This window comes from Pseudomonas sp. GD04158 (assembly GCF_029834875.1).
GTDB lineage: Bacteria > Pseudomonadota > Gammaproteobacteria > Pseudomonadales > Pseudomonadaceae > Aquipseudomonas > Aquipseudomonas hydrolytica.
The window spans coordinates 22,437-37,788 of sequence record NZ_JAODYT010000013.1 but is presented as its reverse complement, the minus strand read 5'-3'; the positions used below and the strand labels follow the sequence as shown (position 1 = coordinate 37,788).

Here is a 15,352-nt window from a genome sequence, read left to right as displayed (position 1 = left end):
GGCCCTTCGGGCCACCCTCTCCGGCAAGCGGGAGAGGGTCATCAGCCGTCGCGCTACGCGCGACCTTTAGTGGGCCACACCGGCTGCGCCGTGCTCGTCGATCAGCGCACCGTTGTGGAAGCGCTCGATGGAGAAGGCCTTGGCCAGCGGGTGCATCTCGCCCTTGGCCAGGCTGGCGGCGAACACGTGGCCCGAACCCGGGGTGGCCTTGAAGCCACCGGTGCCCCAACCGCAGTTGAAGTACAGGTTCTTCACCGGCGTCTTGGCGATGATCGGGCAGGCGTCCGGCGTGGTGTCGACGATGCCGCCCCACTGGCGGTTCATGCGCACGCGCGAGAGCACCGGGAACATCTCGACGATGGCCTGCAGGGTGTGCTCGATGGTCGGGTAGGAGCCGCGCTGGCCGTAGCCGTTGTAGCCGTCGATGCCGGCGCCGATGACCAGGTCGCCCTTGTCCGACTGGCTAATGTAGCCGTGTACGGCGTTGGACATGATCACGGTGTCGATGATCGGCTTGATCGGCTCGGAGACCAGCGCCTGCAGCGGGTGCGACTCCAGCGGTAGGCGGAAGCCGGCGAGCTTGGCCAGGTGCCCGGAGTTACCGGCAGCGACCACGCCGACGCGCTTGGCGCCGATGAAGCCCTTGCTGGTTTCCACGCCGATCACCGCACCGTTTTCCTTGCGGAAGCCGATCACTTCGGTCTGCTGGATCAGGTCGACGCCCAGGGCGTCGGCGGCACGGGCGAAGCCCCAGGCCACGGCGTCGTGACGGGCCACGCCGCCACGGCGCTGCAGCGAGGCGCCGAGAATCGGGTAACGGGTGTTCTTCGAGCAATCCAGGTAGGGGATCATCTCCGCCACCTGCTTGGCGTCCACCACCTCGCCATCGATGCCGTTGAGGCGGTTGGCGCTGACGCGGCGCTCGATGTCACGCATGTCCTGCAGGGTGTGGCCGAGGTTGAACACGCCGCGCTGGGAGAACATGACGTTGTAGTTCAGGTCCTGCGACAGGCCTTCCCACAGCTTCATCGCGTGCTCGTACAGGTGCGCGGACTCGTCCCACAGGTAGTTGGAACGCACGATGGTGGTGTTGCGCGCGGTATTGCCGCCGCCCAGCCAGCCCTTCTCGACCACGGCGACGTTCTTCACGCCGAACTCCTTGGCCAGGTAATAGGCGGTGGCCAGGCCGTGGCCGCCACCGCCGACGATGATCACGTCGTAAACCGGCTTGGGCGTTGGATTACGCCACATGCGCTGCCAGTTCTCATGGTGACTGAACGAGTGCTTGAACAGGCCGAAGCCGGAATAACGTTGCATGGGCATGCTCCAGGGTTCTACTCCCCTCTCCCGCTTGCGGGAGAGGGGCCGGGGGAGAAGGTTGGCTTAGCGATACACCGGGTAGTCCGCGCACAACCCGGCCACCAGCTTGGCCACCTGCGCCTCGACATCGGCATCGCCGAGGTGGTCGAGGATGTCGCAGATCCAACCGGCCAGCGCCTGGCACTGGGCGACCTTGAAGCCGCGGGTGGTCACCGCCGGGGTACCGATGCGGATGCCCGAGGTCACGAACGGCGACTGCGGGTCGTTCGGCACGGCGTTCTTGTTCACGGTGATGCCGGCACGACCGAGCGCGGCGTCGGCCTCCTTGCCGGTCAGGCCCTGCTTGATCAGGCTGAGCAGGAACAGGTGGTTGTCGGTACCGCCGGACACCACCTCGTAGCCACGCTCGATGAAGACCTTGGCCATGGCCTGGGCGTTGTCGATGACCTGCTGCTGGTAAGCCTTGAACTCGGGCTCCATGGCTTCCTTGAAGCACACCGCCTTGGCCGCGATCACGTGCATCAGCGGGCCGCCCTGAGCGCCGGGGAACACGGCGGAGTTAAGTTTCTTCTCGATCTCCTCGTTGGCCTTGGCCAGGATCAGGCCGCCACGCGGACCGCGCAGGGTCTTGTGGGTGGTGGTGGTGACCACATCGGCGAAGGGAATCGGGTTCGGATACAGGCCAGCGGCAACCAGACCGGCGACGTGCGCCATGTCGACGAACAGGAGTGCACCGACCTTGTCGGCGATGGCGCGAAAACGCGGGAAATCCAGGGTCTTGGAATAGGCGGAGAAGCCGGCCACGATCATCTTCGGCTTGTGCTCCACGGCCAGGCGCTCGACCTCGTCGTAGTCGATCAGGCCGGTGGCGGGGTTCAGCCCGTACTGCACGGCGTTGTACAGCTTGCCCGAAGACGACACCTTGGCGCCGTGGGTCAGGTGGCCGCCGTGGGCCAGGCTCATGCCGAGGATGGTGTCGCCGGCATTGAGCAAGGCCAGGTAGACGGCGCTGTTGGCGGACGAGCCGGAGTGCGGCTGAACGTTGGCGAAGTCGGCGCCGAACAGCTGCTTGGCACGATCGATGGCGAGCTGCTCGACCTTGTCGACATACTCGCAGCCACCGTAGTAGCGCTTGCCCGGGTAGCCCTCGGCGTACTTGTTGGTCAGGCCGCTGCCCTGCGCTTCCATCACGCGCTGGCTGCAGTAGTTTTCCGAGGCGATCAGCTCGATGTGCTCTTCCTGACGGCGTTCTTCCTGATCGATCGCCGCGAGCAACTCGTCGTCGTAACCCTGAATCTGATCTTGCTTGCTGAACATCTCGGTTCTCCTGCGGCGCCTGTGGGCGGCGGTCTTGGACGGACGGGCCGGCAAGGCCCTGTGCAGCGATGGTAGGGCCGCCCCTGCCCCCTCAAATGCCTGCCAACGCCGCGAGAGCATTCGTTTGCGACATGGCCTTGTCGCAAATAGGCGCCTGGCTTCCGGGGCCTGCCTTGGCGCCGGATAACGGGGGGAAGCCGAGGCCCCCCGTCGGGCGCGCCGGGAAGTCCGATACAAGGCGGTTTTCGTATATTTATCAAACAGTTAACAAGAAGGATCATGCACAGAAGAGGTGCATCAAGCTGTGCATAAGCTGTCAGCACATGGCTGCAGCCAGGAAGCGGCGGGGGCTTGCGTCGATTGCTCGATAATTGTCCAGGCTCGCTGCACGGGACTTATCCACTCGTGAAACGACGGACGGGGCAGAAGGCGCTGGGGATATGCACAGAAGGTGTGGACGAAACTGTGCATAGACTGTTCGGCGCAGGCCACAGCCCAGAAGCACCGAGGCTTTCCGGGGAGCGAACAAAAAACGAACAGAATCAGAGGGTTGCGTCAGGCTTGTGCACAAATCTTGGGGGCATTGCTGTGCATTGCCTGTGGACATCCGGCGCCACGCCAGGGCCCACGGGGCCCCGGCGCAGATGCATGCGTTCTGCTCAACCGACTGTCACGGCTTGAGCTTGTCGCCACAGCTGCTGGATGCGTTCATCATGCGTTGCTGCATGGCGGGATCCGGCGGCGACTGACGGCTCATTTCCTGCAACTCGGCCTCGGTGAATTCCTGACTGACCTTGGTGGCCGCGCAGTCGCAATAGGCACGCAGCTGTGGCTCCTCGTAGCCTGCCGGGGCGCCGGCCACGCACTGCTGAACGAACTCGTTCTTGGCCTGCGCCGACCACTCGGCAGCGCTGACGGGAAGCGCCACGGCCAGCGGCAGGGCAACGGCGAGCAGGTGACGATAAGTCATATGAAACTCCTTCTCTGATTGCGAAAGAGGGCCGATTGCCGACCCTAGAAGTGTGAGCCCGGCAGGACCCGCCGAGTTCCATTCCCTGGCCGAACGGTTGTTCACGACCGGACCGGCCAGTACGCATCGACACAACAAGTCGTCGCCGCAGCGGACGTCTGCCACTGCGGCCACGGAGTAAAGTGACCCCTTTGCCGGCAGATTCGCCGGCCGGCTTTTCAGAAGGAACGCGCCAATGCCCGACAATGCCCAGCAATTTGCCAGCGACAACTACTCCGGCATCTGTCCCGAAGCCTGGGCCGCCATGGCCGAGGCCAACCAGGGCCACCAGCGCGCCTACGGCGACGACGAATGGACGGCGCGTGCCGCCGATCACTTCCGCCGCCTGTTCGAGACCGACTGCGAAGTGTTCTTCGCCTTCAACGGCACTGCCGCCAACTCCCTGGCCCTGGCCTCCCTGTGCCAGAGCTACCACAGCGTGATCTGCTCGGAGACCGCCCACGTCGAGACCGACGAATGCGGCGCGCCGGAGTTCTTCTCCAACGGCTCCAAACTGCTGCTGGCCAGGACCGAGAACGGCAAGCTGACGCCGCAGGCCATCCGCGAAATCGCCCTCAAGCGCCAGGACATCCACTACCCGAAACCGCGCGTGGTCACCCTGACCCAGACCACCGAGGTCGGCACTGTGTACCGCCCGGAAGAAGTCCGCGCCATCAGCCAGACCTGCAAGGAGCTCAATCTCAACCTGCACATGGACGGCGCGCGCTTCTCCAACGCCTGCGCCTTCCTCGGCTGCAGCCCGGCCGATCTGACCTGGAAGGCCGGCGTCGACGTCCTGTGCTTCGGCGGCACCAAGAACGGCATGGCCGTGGGCGAGGCGATCATCTTCTTCAACAAGGCGCTGGCCGAGGACTTCGACTACCGCTGCAAGCAGGCCGGCCAGCTGGCCTCGAAGATGCGCTACCTGTCCGCGCCCTGGGTGGGCATCCTGCAGGACGACGCCTGGCTCAAGTACGCCAACCATGCCAACCGCTGCGCGCAACTGCTCGCCGAACTGGTGGCCGATGTCCCCGGCGTAAGTCTGATGTTCCCGGTCGAAGCCAACGGCGTGTTCCTGCAGCTGTCGGAACCGGCCATCGCCGCCCTCACCGCCCGCGGCTGGCGCTTCTACACCTTCATCGGCGCCGGCGGCGCGCGCTTCATGTGCAGCTGGGACACCGACGAGGCGCGCGTGCGCCAGCTGGCGGCCGATATCCGTGAGGTGATGAGCGCCTGAAGCCGGCCCGGCTGGCGCCGGGCCGCTGCCTACATCTTCCAGCGCAGGTTGAAGGCGATGTTGTTGGCGTTGCTGCGGTCGCTGAATACGCCGTTGTAATCGATGTCGAGGACGATGTTCGGGGTGATCGAGTAATCGGCATTGAGCTCGACCAGGAAGCTGTTGCGCGGCAGCTCGGTGCCCAACACGCGGAACCTGTCGCCCCCCTCCAACTGCAGGTCCAGCTCCGGGCGCAGGTCACCGTTGATCTGCCGCCAGGTGAACGAGCCGTTTAGCAGCAGGTCGCGCTCGGCGACCTGGAACAACTGCTGGCCGCGTACACCGAGACTGGTACTGAGCAACTCGTTGCGCTGGCTGCTCGCAGACAGCGCCGCCGCCCCACCCTTCTCGCTGAAGCTGTCGCTGCGCTGGTCGATCAGCAACAAGCCGACGAAGGGCTCGACATAGGCCGGCTCACTGAATTTCAGGTGCCAGGCCAGCTCGCCGAAGCCCTGCGCGGTATTGACGTCGTACTGACGAGTCAGGCGTTCGGGGCCGTCGATCAGGCGTACGTCGCGACGGCTGTCGATCTGGTGCTGGCTATAGCCGCCGCCGCCGAAGATCTTCAGCGTGCCCTGCGTCAGCGCCACGTCGCGCCCACCGTAGAGAGCGTAGCGATAGCTGTCGGAATCGGCCTTGGCGTCACGCGAGTTGACGTCGAGACGCTCCTGACCGAACCCGAAGGCGCCACCCAGACGCCAGTCGCCATATGCCGGCCAGTCTCCGCCCAGCAGCATGCTCTCGTGATCCTGAATGATCTCGCCAGCGTTGCCGTCGTCGTCGATGCGCTGACGCCCACCGCCCACCTGTACCCAGTAGGGCAGCACACGCTCCGGAGAAGCAAGGTTGCGCCGCAGGTTGCCCAGCGGCGCCCGCGACAGATTGAGATCGTCGAACAGCACCGACGAGGCGATGCTGGCATGGGCATCGCCGGACAGCTTGTTGAAGGTGTCGGCGACCTCGTCCTCGCCCAGGTCGAGCAGGGTGCGATAGACCTCGTTATCCTCGTCGAGGCGCTCGGCGGCTTCGGCAAATGCGCGCTGGTTGGGCGTACGCGCCAGGCTGGTAAAGCTGGTGTCGTTGCGTGCCAGCGTCAGAGTGACGGCATTGCCCTCATAGCTAAGGCTGGGTGTCAGGAAGGCCAGATTGGAACTGACGCTGTCGAACTGGCCGCTCAATTGTCCCGCACTGAGGATGTTGTAGCTGGTGCTCGGCGCATAGCTGCCATTCTCCGCCAGTACCTGCACGGCTCCGGCGAGACTGGCCAGGCCACTGACCACCACCCGGTCGGCGTTGCCCGCCGCATCCGTCTCCACCTGATAGACCGAGTTCGGACCGAAGACCAGGTCGCCATCGACATTCAACGTGCCAATGGAGTTGCCAGGTGCCAGGGTGCCGCCAGCGTTTATCAGTACATTGCCGACGCTACCGGTGCCACTCAGCGTGGCGCCGCTCTGTACCTGGATAGCGGAAAGCAGTGAGCCGTTGACCGCCAGGGTTCCGCCGCGGACTTCGGTGATACCCGCGATGCCGTGGCTACCGCCCAGATCGAGCGTACCGGCACCGTCCTTGATGAAGGCGCCCGAACCGAGGATGGAGCCGGCGAAGCTGGTATTGCTCGCCTGGTTGACCACCAGATCGGCGCTGCCGAGCAACACTTGACCGCCGCTGCCGGACAGCGATCCCATACTTAGACCGACGCTGTTGAGGTCGAGCGCACCGCCATTGATCACATAAGCGCCGTTCTGTACAAAGCCGCCGGCGCTGCCCTGACGCAGGGTACCGGCCTGGACAATAGTGGCACCGCTGTAGCTGGCCGCCCCCTGCAGGACGAGTACGCCGGCGCCAACTTTGGTCAGCGAGCCGCTACCACCAATGGCGCCCGAGAGCAGCACATCGTTGCCGTTGGTATCGAAGGTGCCGCCTGCCGCCCCCAGCGCATCGATCCGCGGGGAGATATCGAATGAGGAATTATCAGCCCACTGCAGTCCGCCGCCGTCGAGCACGATACCGCCGCTGCCCAGGCTGTCCCCTTCATCGAAGTTGATCAGCCCGCCCTCGATGCGAATGGCGCTGGCGAAACTGTTGGCGTTCTCGCCGCGCACCGTCAGCGTGCCACTGCCGATCTTGATCAGGGTGCCGTCCACATCGCCACTGAGGGAGCCGATTACCTGCGTATCCAGGTTGTTGCTGCCGACGGCCACCACCGCCGAGCCGAACTCGAAGCTACCGTTGCCCTCGATCGAGCCGACGGTGAAGCGCCCCCCACCAGCAGGCCCCTGGACTTCGGTGAAGTCGACGAAGCCACTATCCTCCGCCACCAGCCGGGCCGTGCCCCCGTTGCTGCTGCCGGTGAAGAACGTACCACCCTCCTCACCGCTGACGATCAGCGCGTTGCCGGCGCTGCTCTGCCCGGTGAAGATCGTCGCGCCACCGTTCTCGCTGCGTATCGTCGCATTACCGGCCGTGCTCTGATCGTTGAAGAAGGTCAGGCCACTGAAGCTGTTGTTGATAGTGGCATTGCCGGCCGTGCTCTGGTCGTTGAAATTGACGCCATCGATGGTGTTGTCGATGACGGCATCGCCGGCCGATTCGCTGCCGTTGAAATCGATGGCTGCCACTGGCGCCATCGCATTCAAGGCCACCCCGCCACATACCAGTACCGCAAAGGGAAGACGGCCACCGGCCCGCACCGCCCCTCGCCCGCGCCCGTTGTTGCACCCCATCCCGAGGCCCCCTGCACGCAATATGGGGAACAGCCGTGCGCCCTAGGCGTGGCAGCATCCCCAGCAAAGAGAACGGACACCGTCCGTTCCCACCCATGCCCCTGGGAACACTTCTACTGCGGGATGAAGAGCACGCGCCGGGAGCCCTGTGAAGACTAGTCAAATCCCCGTCAGCCGCCAGCGTCGCCTGCCACTCAATAATCGATCGCCACATCCCCCTTCGGCACGCTGCAGCAAGACAGGATGTAGCCCTCGGCGACGTCCTCGTCGGTGATGCCACCGTTGTGCTCCATGTCCACCTCGCCGGCGGTCTTCATGACCTTGCAGGTGCCGCAGATGCCCATGCCGCAGGCCTTGGGAATGTGCAAGCCGAGCTTGGCGGCGGCGGCGTGCACGGTTTCGCCGGGGGCGACGCGGATGCTCTTGCCGGTGCTGATGAACTCCACCTGGTGCAGATCGGCAACGGGCACCTCCGGCGCCTCGGCCGCTTCGGCGGCCAGTTCCTTGACCTCGGCGCGAATCTCCGGCGGCGTCGGGCCGAAGGCTTCCTCATGGTAGCGGCTCATGTCGTAGCCGTTACCCTGCAGCAGGTGCTTGATCGCGCTCATGTAAGGCGTCGGCCCGCAGCAGAAGATCTCGCGTTCCATGAAGTCCGGGGCGATCAGCTCCAGCATCCTCTGGTTGAGGTAGCCGCGGTAGCCGGCCCAGGCCTCGCCCAGGCCGTGCTTCTCGCAGATCAGGTGCAGGCTGAAGTTGGTGATGCGCGAGGCCATGTGTTCCAGCTCGCGGTGGTAGATGATGTCCTTGGGCGAACGTGCGCTGTGCACGAAGACCATGTCGACGTTGGCGTTGGTATCGAAGAACCAGCGCGCCATCGACATCACCGGGGTGATGCCCACGCCACCGGAAAGGAACAGTACCTTGTCGGCCGGGAAATCGATGGCATTGAACAGCCCCACCGGACCATGCACCGGCAGCTCGTCACCCTCCTTGAGGTTGTCGTGCAGCCAGTTCGAGACCTTGCCGCCCGGCACCCGCTTGATGGTGATGGAGAAGCTGTAGGGCACCGACGGCGAGCTGGAGATGGTGTAGGAACGCATGATCGGCTGTCCGTCGATCTCCAGCTCCAGGGTGACGAACTGCCCCGGCTTGAAGAAGAACAGCACCGGCTGATCGGCCATGAAGCAAAAGGTGCGCACATCCCAGGTTTCCTGGATCACCTTGACGCAACGCACCAGATGGCGGCCGTTGGTCCAGGTTTGCGTCGTAACCGGGTTGAGGAAGGCGTTGGTGGTCATGAACGGCTCTCCACGCGGCCGGACATCGGCCTATATGGCAGCGATTGTGCGAAAGGCCACCGAGGATCATTTATCTAACTGCGACATCCGCATGCTTATCGCGACCTGCCCGATGGCACGGGGCCTGCCGCGTCGGAAACGCATTCGGCCGTGTCGCCCATGGATAAGGTTTCCCCACTTGCCGGATCCACACTCCTCACCAGATGGACCACAACAGATCGCGCCACGCATCGCGCCGATTCCAGGCGACGCAGCGGCCGACGAACGTCTTGCGTCATACACCGTATCAGCCACATGTACGGCTGCCGCACCCGCGCCAGCCATGAGGAGTCACCGATGGACTGCACCCATACCCTGAGCCTGGGCGACCCGCTGGAGCCCGCACGCAAGGCCACCGCCCGCATGCTGCACGAGCGCGAACGCACCTTCTCGCTGCCACAGCCCTTCTACAACGACGAGCGCCTGTTCCAGATCGACATGCAGGAGATCTTCCACAAGGAATGGCTGATCGCCGGCATGACCTGCGAGATCCCGACCAAGGGCAACTTCATCACCCTGCAGCTGGGCGACAACCCGATCCTCGTCGTCCGCGGCGCCGAGGGACAGATCCACGCCTTCCACAACGTCTGCCGTCACCGCGGCTCGCGTCTGTGCGTGAGCGACAAGGGCAAGGTGGCCAAGCTGGTCTGCCCCTACCACCAGTGGACCTACGAGCTGGACGGCCGCCTGCTGTTCGCCGGCACCGAGATGGGCGCGGACTTCAAGCTCAGCGACTACAACCTCAAGCCGGTTCACTGCAAGAGCGCCGGCGGTTTCATCTTCATCAGCCTGGCGGAGAACCCGCCGGCGATCGACGAATTTCTCGCCGGCCTGGCTCACTACATGGAGCCGTACGACATGGAGAACACCAAGGTCGCGGTGCAGAGCGTGATGCCGGAGAAGGCCAACTGGAAGCTGGTGATCGAGAACAACCGCGAGTGCTACCACTGCAACGGTTCGCACCCGGAGCTGCTCAACACCCTGCTGGAGTGGGACGACACCAACGACCCGCGCGCAACCCAGGAATTCAAGGATCACGTCGCCGAATGCGCCGCCGCCTGGGACGCGGAGAAGATTCCTTACGCCCATGCCGGCTTCGGCCTGCGTAACCGCATCGTGCGCATGCCGCTGCTCAAGGGCACCGTGTCCATGACCATGGACGGCAAGCCGGGCTGCAAGAAGCTGATGGGGCGTATCCAGAACCCGGACCTGGGCTCCATGCGCATCCTCCACCTGCCGCACTCGTGGAACCACTGCATGGGTGACCACCTGATCAACTTCACCGTGTGGCCGATCAGCGCCCAGGAGACGGTGGTGATCACCAAGTGGCTGGTGCACAAGGATGCGGTGGAAGGCGTCGATTACGACGTGGAGCGTCTGCGCCAGGTGTGGGACGCCACCAACGACCAGGACCGTCGCCTCGGCGAGGAAAACCAGCGCGGCATCAACTCCACCGCCTACCAGCCCGGCCCGTACTCCAAGACCTACGAGTTCGGCGTGGTCAACTTCCTCGACTGGTACAGCGAGCGCATGCTCAACAACCTCGGCGACACCCCGGCGCAGTCGCTGCGCCAGGCCTCGGGCGAGTGATGTCGCTCAGCTTGCTGCTGGTGATCGGCCTGGCGATCTACGGATTGCTGGCCTGCAGGCCGCGCAGCGACCGGTGAAAGCAGAGAGCCCCGGCATGAATGTCGGGGCCCTCTTTCAAGCGATACGCCCCCAAGAGCCTTCAGCAGAGCTGAGGCATCCCGATCTGCAGAATCCAGAGCCAGCAATGAACCTTGGGATATCGATACCTTTCAGACCAGCGCTCTGGAATCTGCAGCCACGCGGCGCGCGCGCTCACGGCGCTTCTTGTTGGCAAGACTTAAACGCCGCAGCAGATGACGCACCCGCCAGCGCAATGGCTTCTCGATGGCCTCAAGCAACGACGGGACTTCATCGGCAAAATCGATATCGTCCGTTTCATCATGGATGTTCACGAAGAAACGACGCTCGATAGCCTTGTGGTCGTGCAGCGGCAAGCCTGCCATCAGCCTGTAGAACGTCCAGAAACTCTGATTACCGGTGCGATCATAGAACGCGATGGCATCTGCCAAGGCCAGGCGGGCTCGCTCGCGATCGCAGGCAGCAATACGCACAGCGAACAGTTCACCGTAGTTCTTGAAGGTGTAAGCGCTTCGACCATCGCGCCCATAGAATCGAGTGCCCTCACAGGCCAGGACCGTAGCGAGAGCGGCCTCGGAATAGTAAACATCGCTGTAGAGGACCAGGAGATCGCCCTCCCGGATCACCGCATCAGCCGAGAGCAGGCTGTGCGCCTTGGTTTCTCGCTGCAACGGACACCAGCTCGGCACAGGGTACGATGCCAACACCTCGTTGGCGGTCAATAGAAGCGGCTCCTTCGCACCTTGGGCTTCAAGCAATCGCAGCGTACGCCCGAGCAGGGTTTCCCCCCTTACTGAAATCAATTGTTTGGGCGCTGACGTGGCCGTCCAGCGCTCCTGTTTGATACCGCTTTCAGCGGCAAGAATGAGAATGGTCAGGCCATTGGTTGGCATAGATTCGACATCTGAAAAGAAGGTACTTCCCCACACGACACAAGTGGGTTAATGCGAAAATAATATCACTTTGCCCCTATCAGCTGCACGGAACCATCGGCGCAAGCGCATCTAAAGGGCATCAAAAAGCCCCGCCAGATCGCTCTGGCGGGGCTTTTCATTTCAGCCTGGGGAGACTCAGACCTTGGCGCGTTCGAAGCGCTTGCGGTCGTTCTCGTTCAGGTACTTCTTACGCAGACGGATCGACTTCGGCGTCACTTCCACCAGCTCGTCATCGGCAATGAATTCCAGCGCCTGCTCGAGGGTGAACTTGATCGGCGGAACCAGGGCGATGACTTCGTCCTTGCCGGAAGCGCGCATGTTGTCGAGCTTCTTGCCCTTGGTGGGGTTGATCACCAGGTCGTTGTCACGGCTGTTGATGCCGCACAGCTGGCCTTCGTAGATGTCCTGACCCGGCTCGAGGAACAGCTTGCCGCGCGCCTGCAGGGTTTCCAGCGAGTAGGTCAGCGCGGTGCCGGTGGCCATGGAGACCAGTACGCCGTTCTGACGGTTGGTGACTTCACCGGCCTTGATCGCGCCATAGTGGCTGAAGGTCGAGGTCAGGATGCCGCTGCCCGAAGTCAGGGTCAGGAAGTTGTTACGGAAGCCGATCAGACCGCGTGCCGGGATGGTGTACTCCAGGCGGATACGACCCTTGCCGTCGGGAACCATGTTGGTCAGATCGCCCTTGCGCAGGCCCATCTGCTCCATCACCGAACCCTGGTGCTGTTCTTCGATGTCGATGGTGACGTTCTCGTACGGCTCCTGCTTCTCGCCGGCCTCGTTCTCGATGATCACCACTTCCGGACGACCTACGGCCAGCTCGAAGCCTTCACGGCGCATGGTTTCGATCAGTACCGACAGGTGCAGTTCACCACGGCCGGAGACCTTGAACTTCTCAGGGGTCTCGCCCGGCTCGACGCGCAGGGCGACGTTGTGCAGCAGTTCCTTCTCCAGGCGGTCCTTGATGTTGCGGCTGGTGACGAACTTGCCTTCCTTGCCGGCGAACGGCGAGTCGTTGACCTGGAAGGTCATACTCACGGTCGGCTGGTCAACGGTCAGCGGCGGCAGAGCCTCGACGTTGTTCTGGTCGCACAGGGTGTCGGAGATGTACAGCTCGTCCATACCCGATACGCAGACGATGTCGCCAGCCTGGGCTTCCTGAACCTCGACGCGCTGCAGGCCGGAGTGACCCATGATTTTCAGGATACGGCCGTTGCGCTTCTTGCCGTCGGCGCCGATGGCGGTCACCGGGCTGTTGGCCTTGATGGTGCCGCGGGCAATGCGGCCGATGCCGATCACGCCGAGGAAGCTGTTGTAGTCCAGCTGCGAGATCTGCATCTGGAACGGACCGTTGACGTCGACGACCGGCGCCGGGACGTGATCGACGATGGCCTGGAACAGAGCATCCATGTTGTCGTCCATCTTCTCGTGGTCCATGCCGGCGATGCCGTTCAGGGCCGAGGCGTAGACGATCGGGAAGTCCAGCTGCTCGTCGGTGGCGCCGAGGTTGTCGAACAGGTCGAAGATCTGGTCGATGACCCAGTCAGGGCGCGCGCCCGGACGGTCGATCTTGTTGACCACGACGATCGGACGCAGACCGGCCTTGAACGCCTTCTGGGTCACGAAGCGGGTTTGCGGCATGGGGCCGTCCTGGGCGTCGACCACCAGCAGCACGGAGTCGACCATGCTCATCACGCGCTCTACTTCACCGCCGAAGTCGGCGTGCCCGGGGGTGTCGACGATGTTGATGTTGTAGTCGTTCCACTTCAGCGCGGTGTTCTTGGCCAGAATGGTGATGCCGCGCTCTTTTTCCTGGTCGTTGGAGTCCATGACGCGCTCGTTTTCCGCTTCTTTGCGGTCGAGGGTGCCGGACAGACGCAGGAGTTTGTCGACGAGGGTGGTTTTGCCATGGTCGACGTGGGCGATGATGGCGATGTTGCGCAGTTTTTCGATCACTGTGTGTATCTCGATCAGAGGATTCGGTGTGCCGTCCAGCCTGGACGACGAATATGAAGAAAACGGGTTCAGCGAACCTGAACGGGTGCGCCTGAAAGCCAAGGGTCGGGAGGGCGATGGCGGATACTGCCGCCATTGAGCCCCGGCGTCCTATGCCGGACGATAAACGCGCACATTGGCATGCCCCTCGCTCAGCAGGTGATGGGCATGCAGGCGACTCATGACGCCCTTGTCGCAATACAGCAGGTACTGGCGGTTCTCATCCAGTTCCTTGAATTTGTTGTTCAGCGCGTAGAACGGCAGCGTCTGCACCTCGACACCCGGCACGTCCAGCGGCTCGTCTTCGGCGGCATCGGGGTGACGGATGTCGATGACGATCTGCCCGGCCAGGGCCTCGCGCACTTCCTCGACCTGCACGTCCTTGCCCAGCTCGTCGATCACCCGATCGATCGGCAGCTGGGTGGCGCGCTCCAGGGCGCGCTCGAGGATGGCCATGTCGAACTGCGCTTCCTCGCGCTCGATGCGATAACCGCGCGCCTTGGTGGTCGGGTTGACCGAGATCACGCCGCAGTACTCGGGCATGTTCTTGGCGAACTCGGCGGTGCCGATCTGCGTGGCGGTGTCGATGATGTCCTGCTTGTGGCTGGCGATCAGCGGGCGCATCACCAGCATGTCGGTGGCCGAGTCGATCACCGCCAGGTTGGTCAGGGTCTGGCTGGACACCTGGCTGATCGCCTCGCCGGTGACCAGCGCCTCGATCTCCAGGCGTTCGGCCACCCGGGTGGCGGCGCGCAGCATCATACGCTTGAGGATCACGCCCATCTGGCTGTTGTCGACCTTGCCGAGAATCTCGCCGACCACTTCCTCGAACGGCACGCTGATGAACAGCACGCGCTGCGAGCGGCCGAACTTCTGCCAGATATAGTGCGCCACTTCCATTACGCCCAGTTCATGGGCACGACCACCGAGATTGAAGAAGCAGAAGTGGCTGACCAGGCCGCGGCGCATCATCTGATAGGCCGCCACGGTGGAGTCGAAGCCGCCGCTCATCAGCACCAGGGTCTGCTCCAGCGAACCGAGCGGGTAGCCGCCCAGGCCTTCGTGACGGTTGTGCACCACGAACAGGCGCTGATCGCGGATCTCCATGCGCACTTCGACTTCCGGCTTCTTCAGATCGATGCCGACGGCATTGCACTCCTGGCGCAGGCGCGAGCCGACATGGCGCTCGACGTCGATGGAGCTGAAGGGATGTTTGCCGCCGCGCTTGCAGCGCACGGCGAAGATCTTGCCCGGCAGCTGATCGGCGTAGTGGCGCTTGCAGTGCTCGGTGATCGCATCCAGATCGCCCAGCGGATATTCGTTGACCTCGAGGAACAGACCGATGCCCGGTGTGTTGCGCAGGCGCTCGGTCATCTCGGCGAGCAGCTTGGGATCGTCCAGGTCGGTTTCCACCTCGAGGTTGTCCCAGACACCGGTGACCCGCAGCTCAGGGTCGAGATCGCGCAGCACAGCGCGGATGTTCTTCCCCAACTGGCGGATGAACTGCTTGCGCACCGGGCGACTCTTGATGGTGATTTCCGGGAAAACTTTGACGATCAGCTTCATGAATAAAGCGCCCGCTCGAGGCGACGAAAAAACAGGGGCGCGGATTATAGCGGAAATTGCTCAAGCTTTGACCAAAAATACTGCAGCATCGAGAGAGCGCACCAAAATAGGTCTTTCCAATATTTTGCAGCCCTTAAATGGTGCAAATATCCATGCGGATTTGCCGCGCAGGCGGCGCAGCGCCTGAGTTTCGCGGCCTCTGC

At 63.3% G+C, this 15,352-nt stretch carries 11 protein-coding genes; 3 read left to right on the top strand and 8 right to left on the bottom strand.

All coding sequences use genetic code 11. From position 1 onward, the window contains the following. Nucleotides 1-66: 66 nt before the first annotated feature. From N7333_RS07735 to N7333_RS07725, 3 genes are all read right to left on the bottom strand, one after another. Nucleotides 67-1,317 (bottom strand): sarcosine oxidase subunit beta family protein, encoded by a 1,251-nt coding sequence (locus tag N7333_RS07735; protein WP_004373722.1) that lies wholly within the window; start codon nucleotides 1,315-1,317, stop codon nucleotides 67-69. A 66-nt stretch (nucleotides 1,318-1,383) separates the two neighbouring features. Next, complete coding sequence (glyA, locus tag N7333_RS07730; protein WP_004373724.1) at nucleotides 1,384-2,637, bottom strand: serine hydroxymethyltransferase; 1,254 nt, start codon at nucleotides 2,635-2,637, stop codon at nucleotides 1,384-1,386. Between the two features lie 670 nt (nucleotides 2,638-3,307). Continuing rightward, nucleotides 3,308-3,607 carry a hypothetical protein gene (locus N7333_RS07725; protein WP_004373726.1) on the bottom strand — a complete coding sequence of 100 codons (300 nt, stop codon included), beginning with the start codon at nucleotides 3,605-3,607 and terminating at the stop codon, nucleotides 3,308-3,310. A gap of 235 nt (nucleotides 3,608-3,842) precedes the next feature. On the opposite strand from N7333_RS07725, the gene N7333_RS07720 reads away from it, so the two are divergent. Beyond that, nucleotides 3,843-4,883 (top strand): low specificity L-threonine aldolase, encoded by a 1,041-nt coding sequence (locus N7333_RS07720; protein ID WP_004373730.1) that lies wholly within the window; start codon nucleotides 3,843-3,845, stop codon nucleotides 4,881-4,883. Between the two features lie 29 nt (nucleotides 4,884-4,912). Here the strand turns inward: N7333_RS07720 and N7333_RS07715 are convergent, their stop codons facing one another. Together N7333_RS07715 and gbcB are read right to left on the bottom strand one after the other, a co-directional pair. Further along, entirely contained in the window at nucleotides 4,913-7,543 is a 2,631-nt protein-coding gene (locus N7333_RS07715) for an autotransporter domain-containing protein (RefSeq protein WP_177491118.1), read from the bottom strand. A gap of 299 nt (nucleotides 7,544-7,842) precedes the next feature. Next, a complete protein-coding gene (gene gbcB, locus N7333_RS07710; protein ID WP_004373736.1) occupies nucleotides 7,843-8,946 on the bottom strand; it encodes a glycine-betaine demethylase subunit GbcB in 1,104 nt (367 codons plus the stop codon). Nucleotides 8,947-9,282: 336 nt separating this feature from the next. On the opposite strand from gbcB, the gene gbcA reads away from it, so the two are divergent. After that, a complete protein-coding gene (gene gbcA / locus N7333_RS07705) occupies nucleotides 9,283-10,575 on the top strand; it encodes a glycine-betaine demethylase subunit GbcA (RefSeq protein WP_129482520.1) in 1,293 nt (430 codons plus the stop codon). 209 nt (nucleotides 10,576-10,784) lie between these two features. Here gbcA and N7333_RS07700 read toward each other — a convergent pair whose 3' ends face one another. The 3 genes from N7333_RS07700 to thiI all read right to left on the bottom strand — a co-directional run bounded on the left by N7333_RS07700 (nucleotide 10,785) and on the right by thiI (nucleotide 15,149). Continuing rightward, the gene (locus tag N7333_RS07700; RefSeq protein ID WP_129482519.1) at nucleotides 10,785-11,546 is read right to left on the bottom strand and encodes a hypothetical protein; all 762 of its coding nucleotides are present in this window, start codon (nucleotides 11,544-11,546) and stop codon (nucleotides 10,785-10,787) included. Nucleotides 11,547-11,723: 177 nt separating this feature from the next. Beyond that, the gene (gene typA / locus N7333_RS07695; RefSeq protein WP_004373743.1) at nucleotides 11,724-13,544 is read right to left on the bottom strand and encodes a translational GTPase TypA; all 1,821 of its coding nucleotides are present in this window, start codon (nucleotides 13,542-13,544) and stop codon (nucleotides 11,724-11,726) included. A 150-nt stretch (nucleotides 13,545-13,694) separates the two neighbouring features. Next, the gene (gene thiI, locus N7333_RS07690) at nucleotides 13,695-15,149 is read right to left on the bottom strand and encodes a tRNA uracil 4-sulfurtransferase ThiI (RefSeq protein ID WP_129482518.1); all 1,455 of its coding nucleotides are present in this window, start codon (nucleotides 15,147-15,149) and stop codon (nucleotides 13,695-13,697) included. Between thiI and N7333_RS07685 the strand changes: the two genes are divergently transcribed. After that, a complete protein-coding gene (locus N7333_RS07685; RefSeq protein WP_129482517.1) occupies nucleotides 15,148-15,336 on the top strand; it encodes a hypothetical protein in 189 nt (62 codons plus the stop codon). The two genes, thiI and N7333_RS07685, sit on opposite strands and share 2 nt — an antisense overlap. Nucleotides 15,337-15,352: the final 16 nt, after the last annotated feature.

Coding starts and splice junctions, on each gene's coding strand:
- N7333_RS07725 (WP_004373726.1), bottom strand. CDS start 3,607: ATGACTTATCGTCACCTGCTCGCCGTTGCCCTGCCGCTGGCCGTGGCG.
- glyA (WP_004373724.1), bottom strand. CDS start 2,637: ATGTTCAGCAAGCAAGATCAGATTCAGGGTTACGACGACGAGTTGCTC.
- thiI (WP_129482518.1), bottom strand. CDS start 15,149: ATGAAGCTGATCGTCAAAGTTTTCCCGGAAATCACCATCAAGAGTCGC.
- N7333_RS07685 (WP_129482517.1), top strand. CDS start 15,148: ATGAATAAAGCGCCCGCTCGAGGCGACGAAAAAACAGGGGCGCGGATT.
- N7333_RS07720 (WP_004373730.1), top strand. CDS start 3,843: ATGCCCGACAATGCCCAGCAATTTGCCAGCGACAACTACTCCGGCATC.
- gbcB (WP_004373736.1), bottom strand. CDS start 8,946: ATGACCACCAACGCCTTCCTCAACCCGGTTACGACGCAAACCTGGACC.
- gbcA (WP_129482520.1), top strand. CDS start 9,283: ATGGACTGCACCCATACCCTGAGCCTGGGCGACCCGCTGGAGCCCGCA.
- N7333_RS07735 (WP_004373722.1), bottom strand. CDS start 1,317: ATGCAACGTTATTCCGGCTTCGGCCTGTTCAAGCACTCGTTCAGTCAC.
- N7333_RS07700 (WP_129482519.1), bottom strand. CDS start 11,546: ATGCCAACCAATGGCCTGACCATTCTCATTCTTGCCGCTGAAAGCGGT.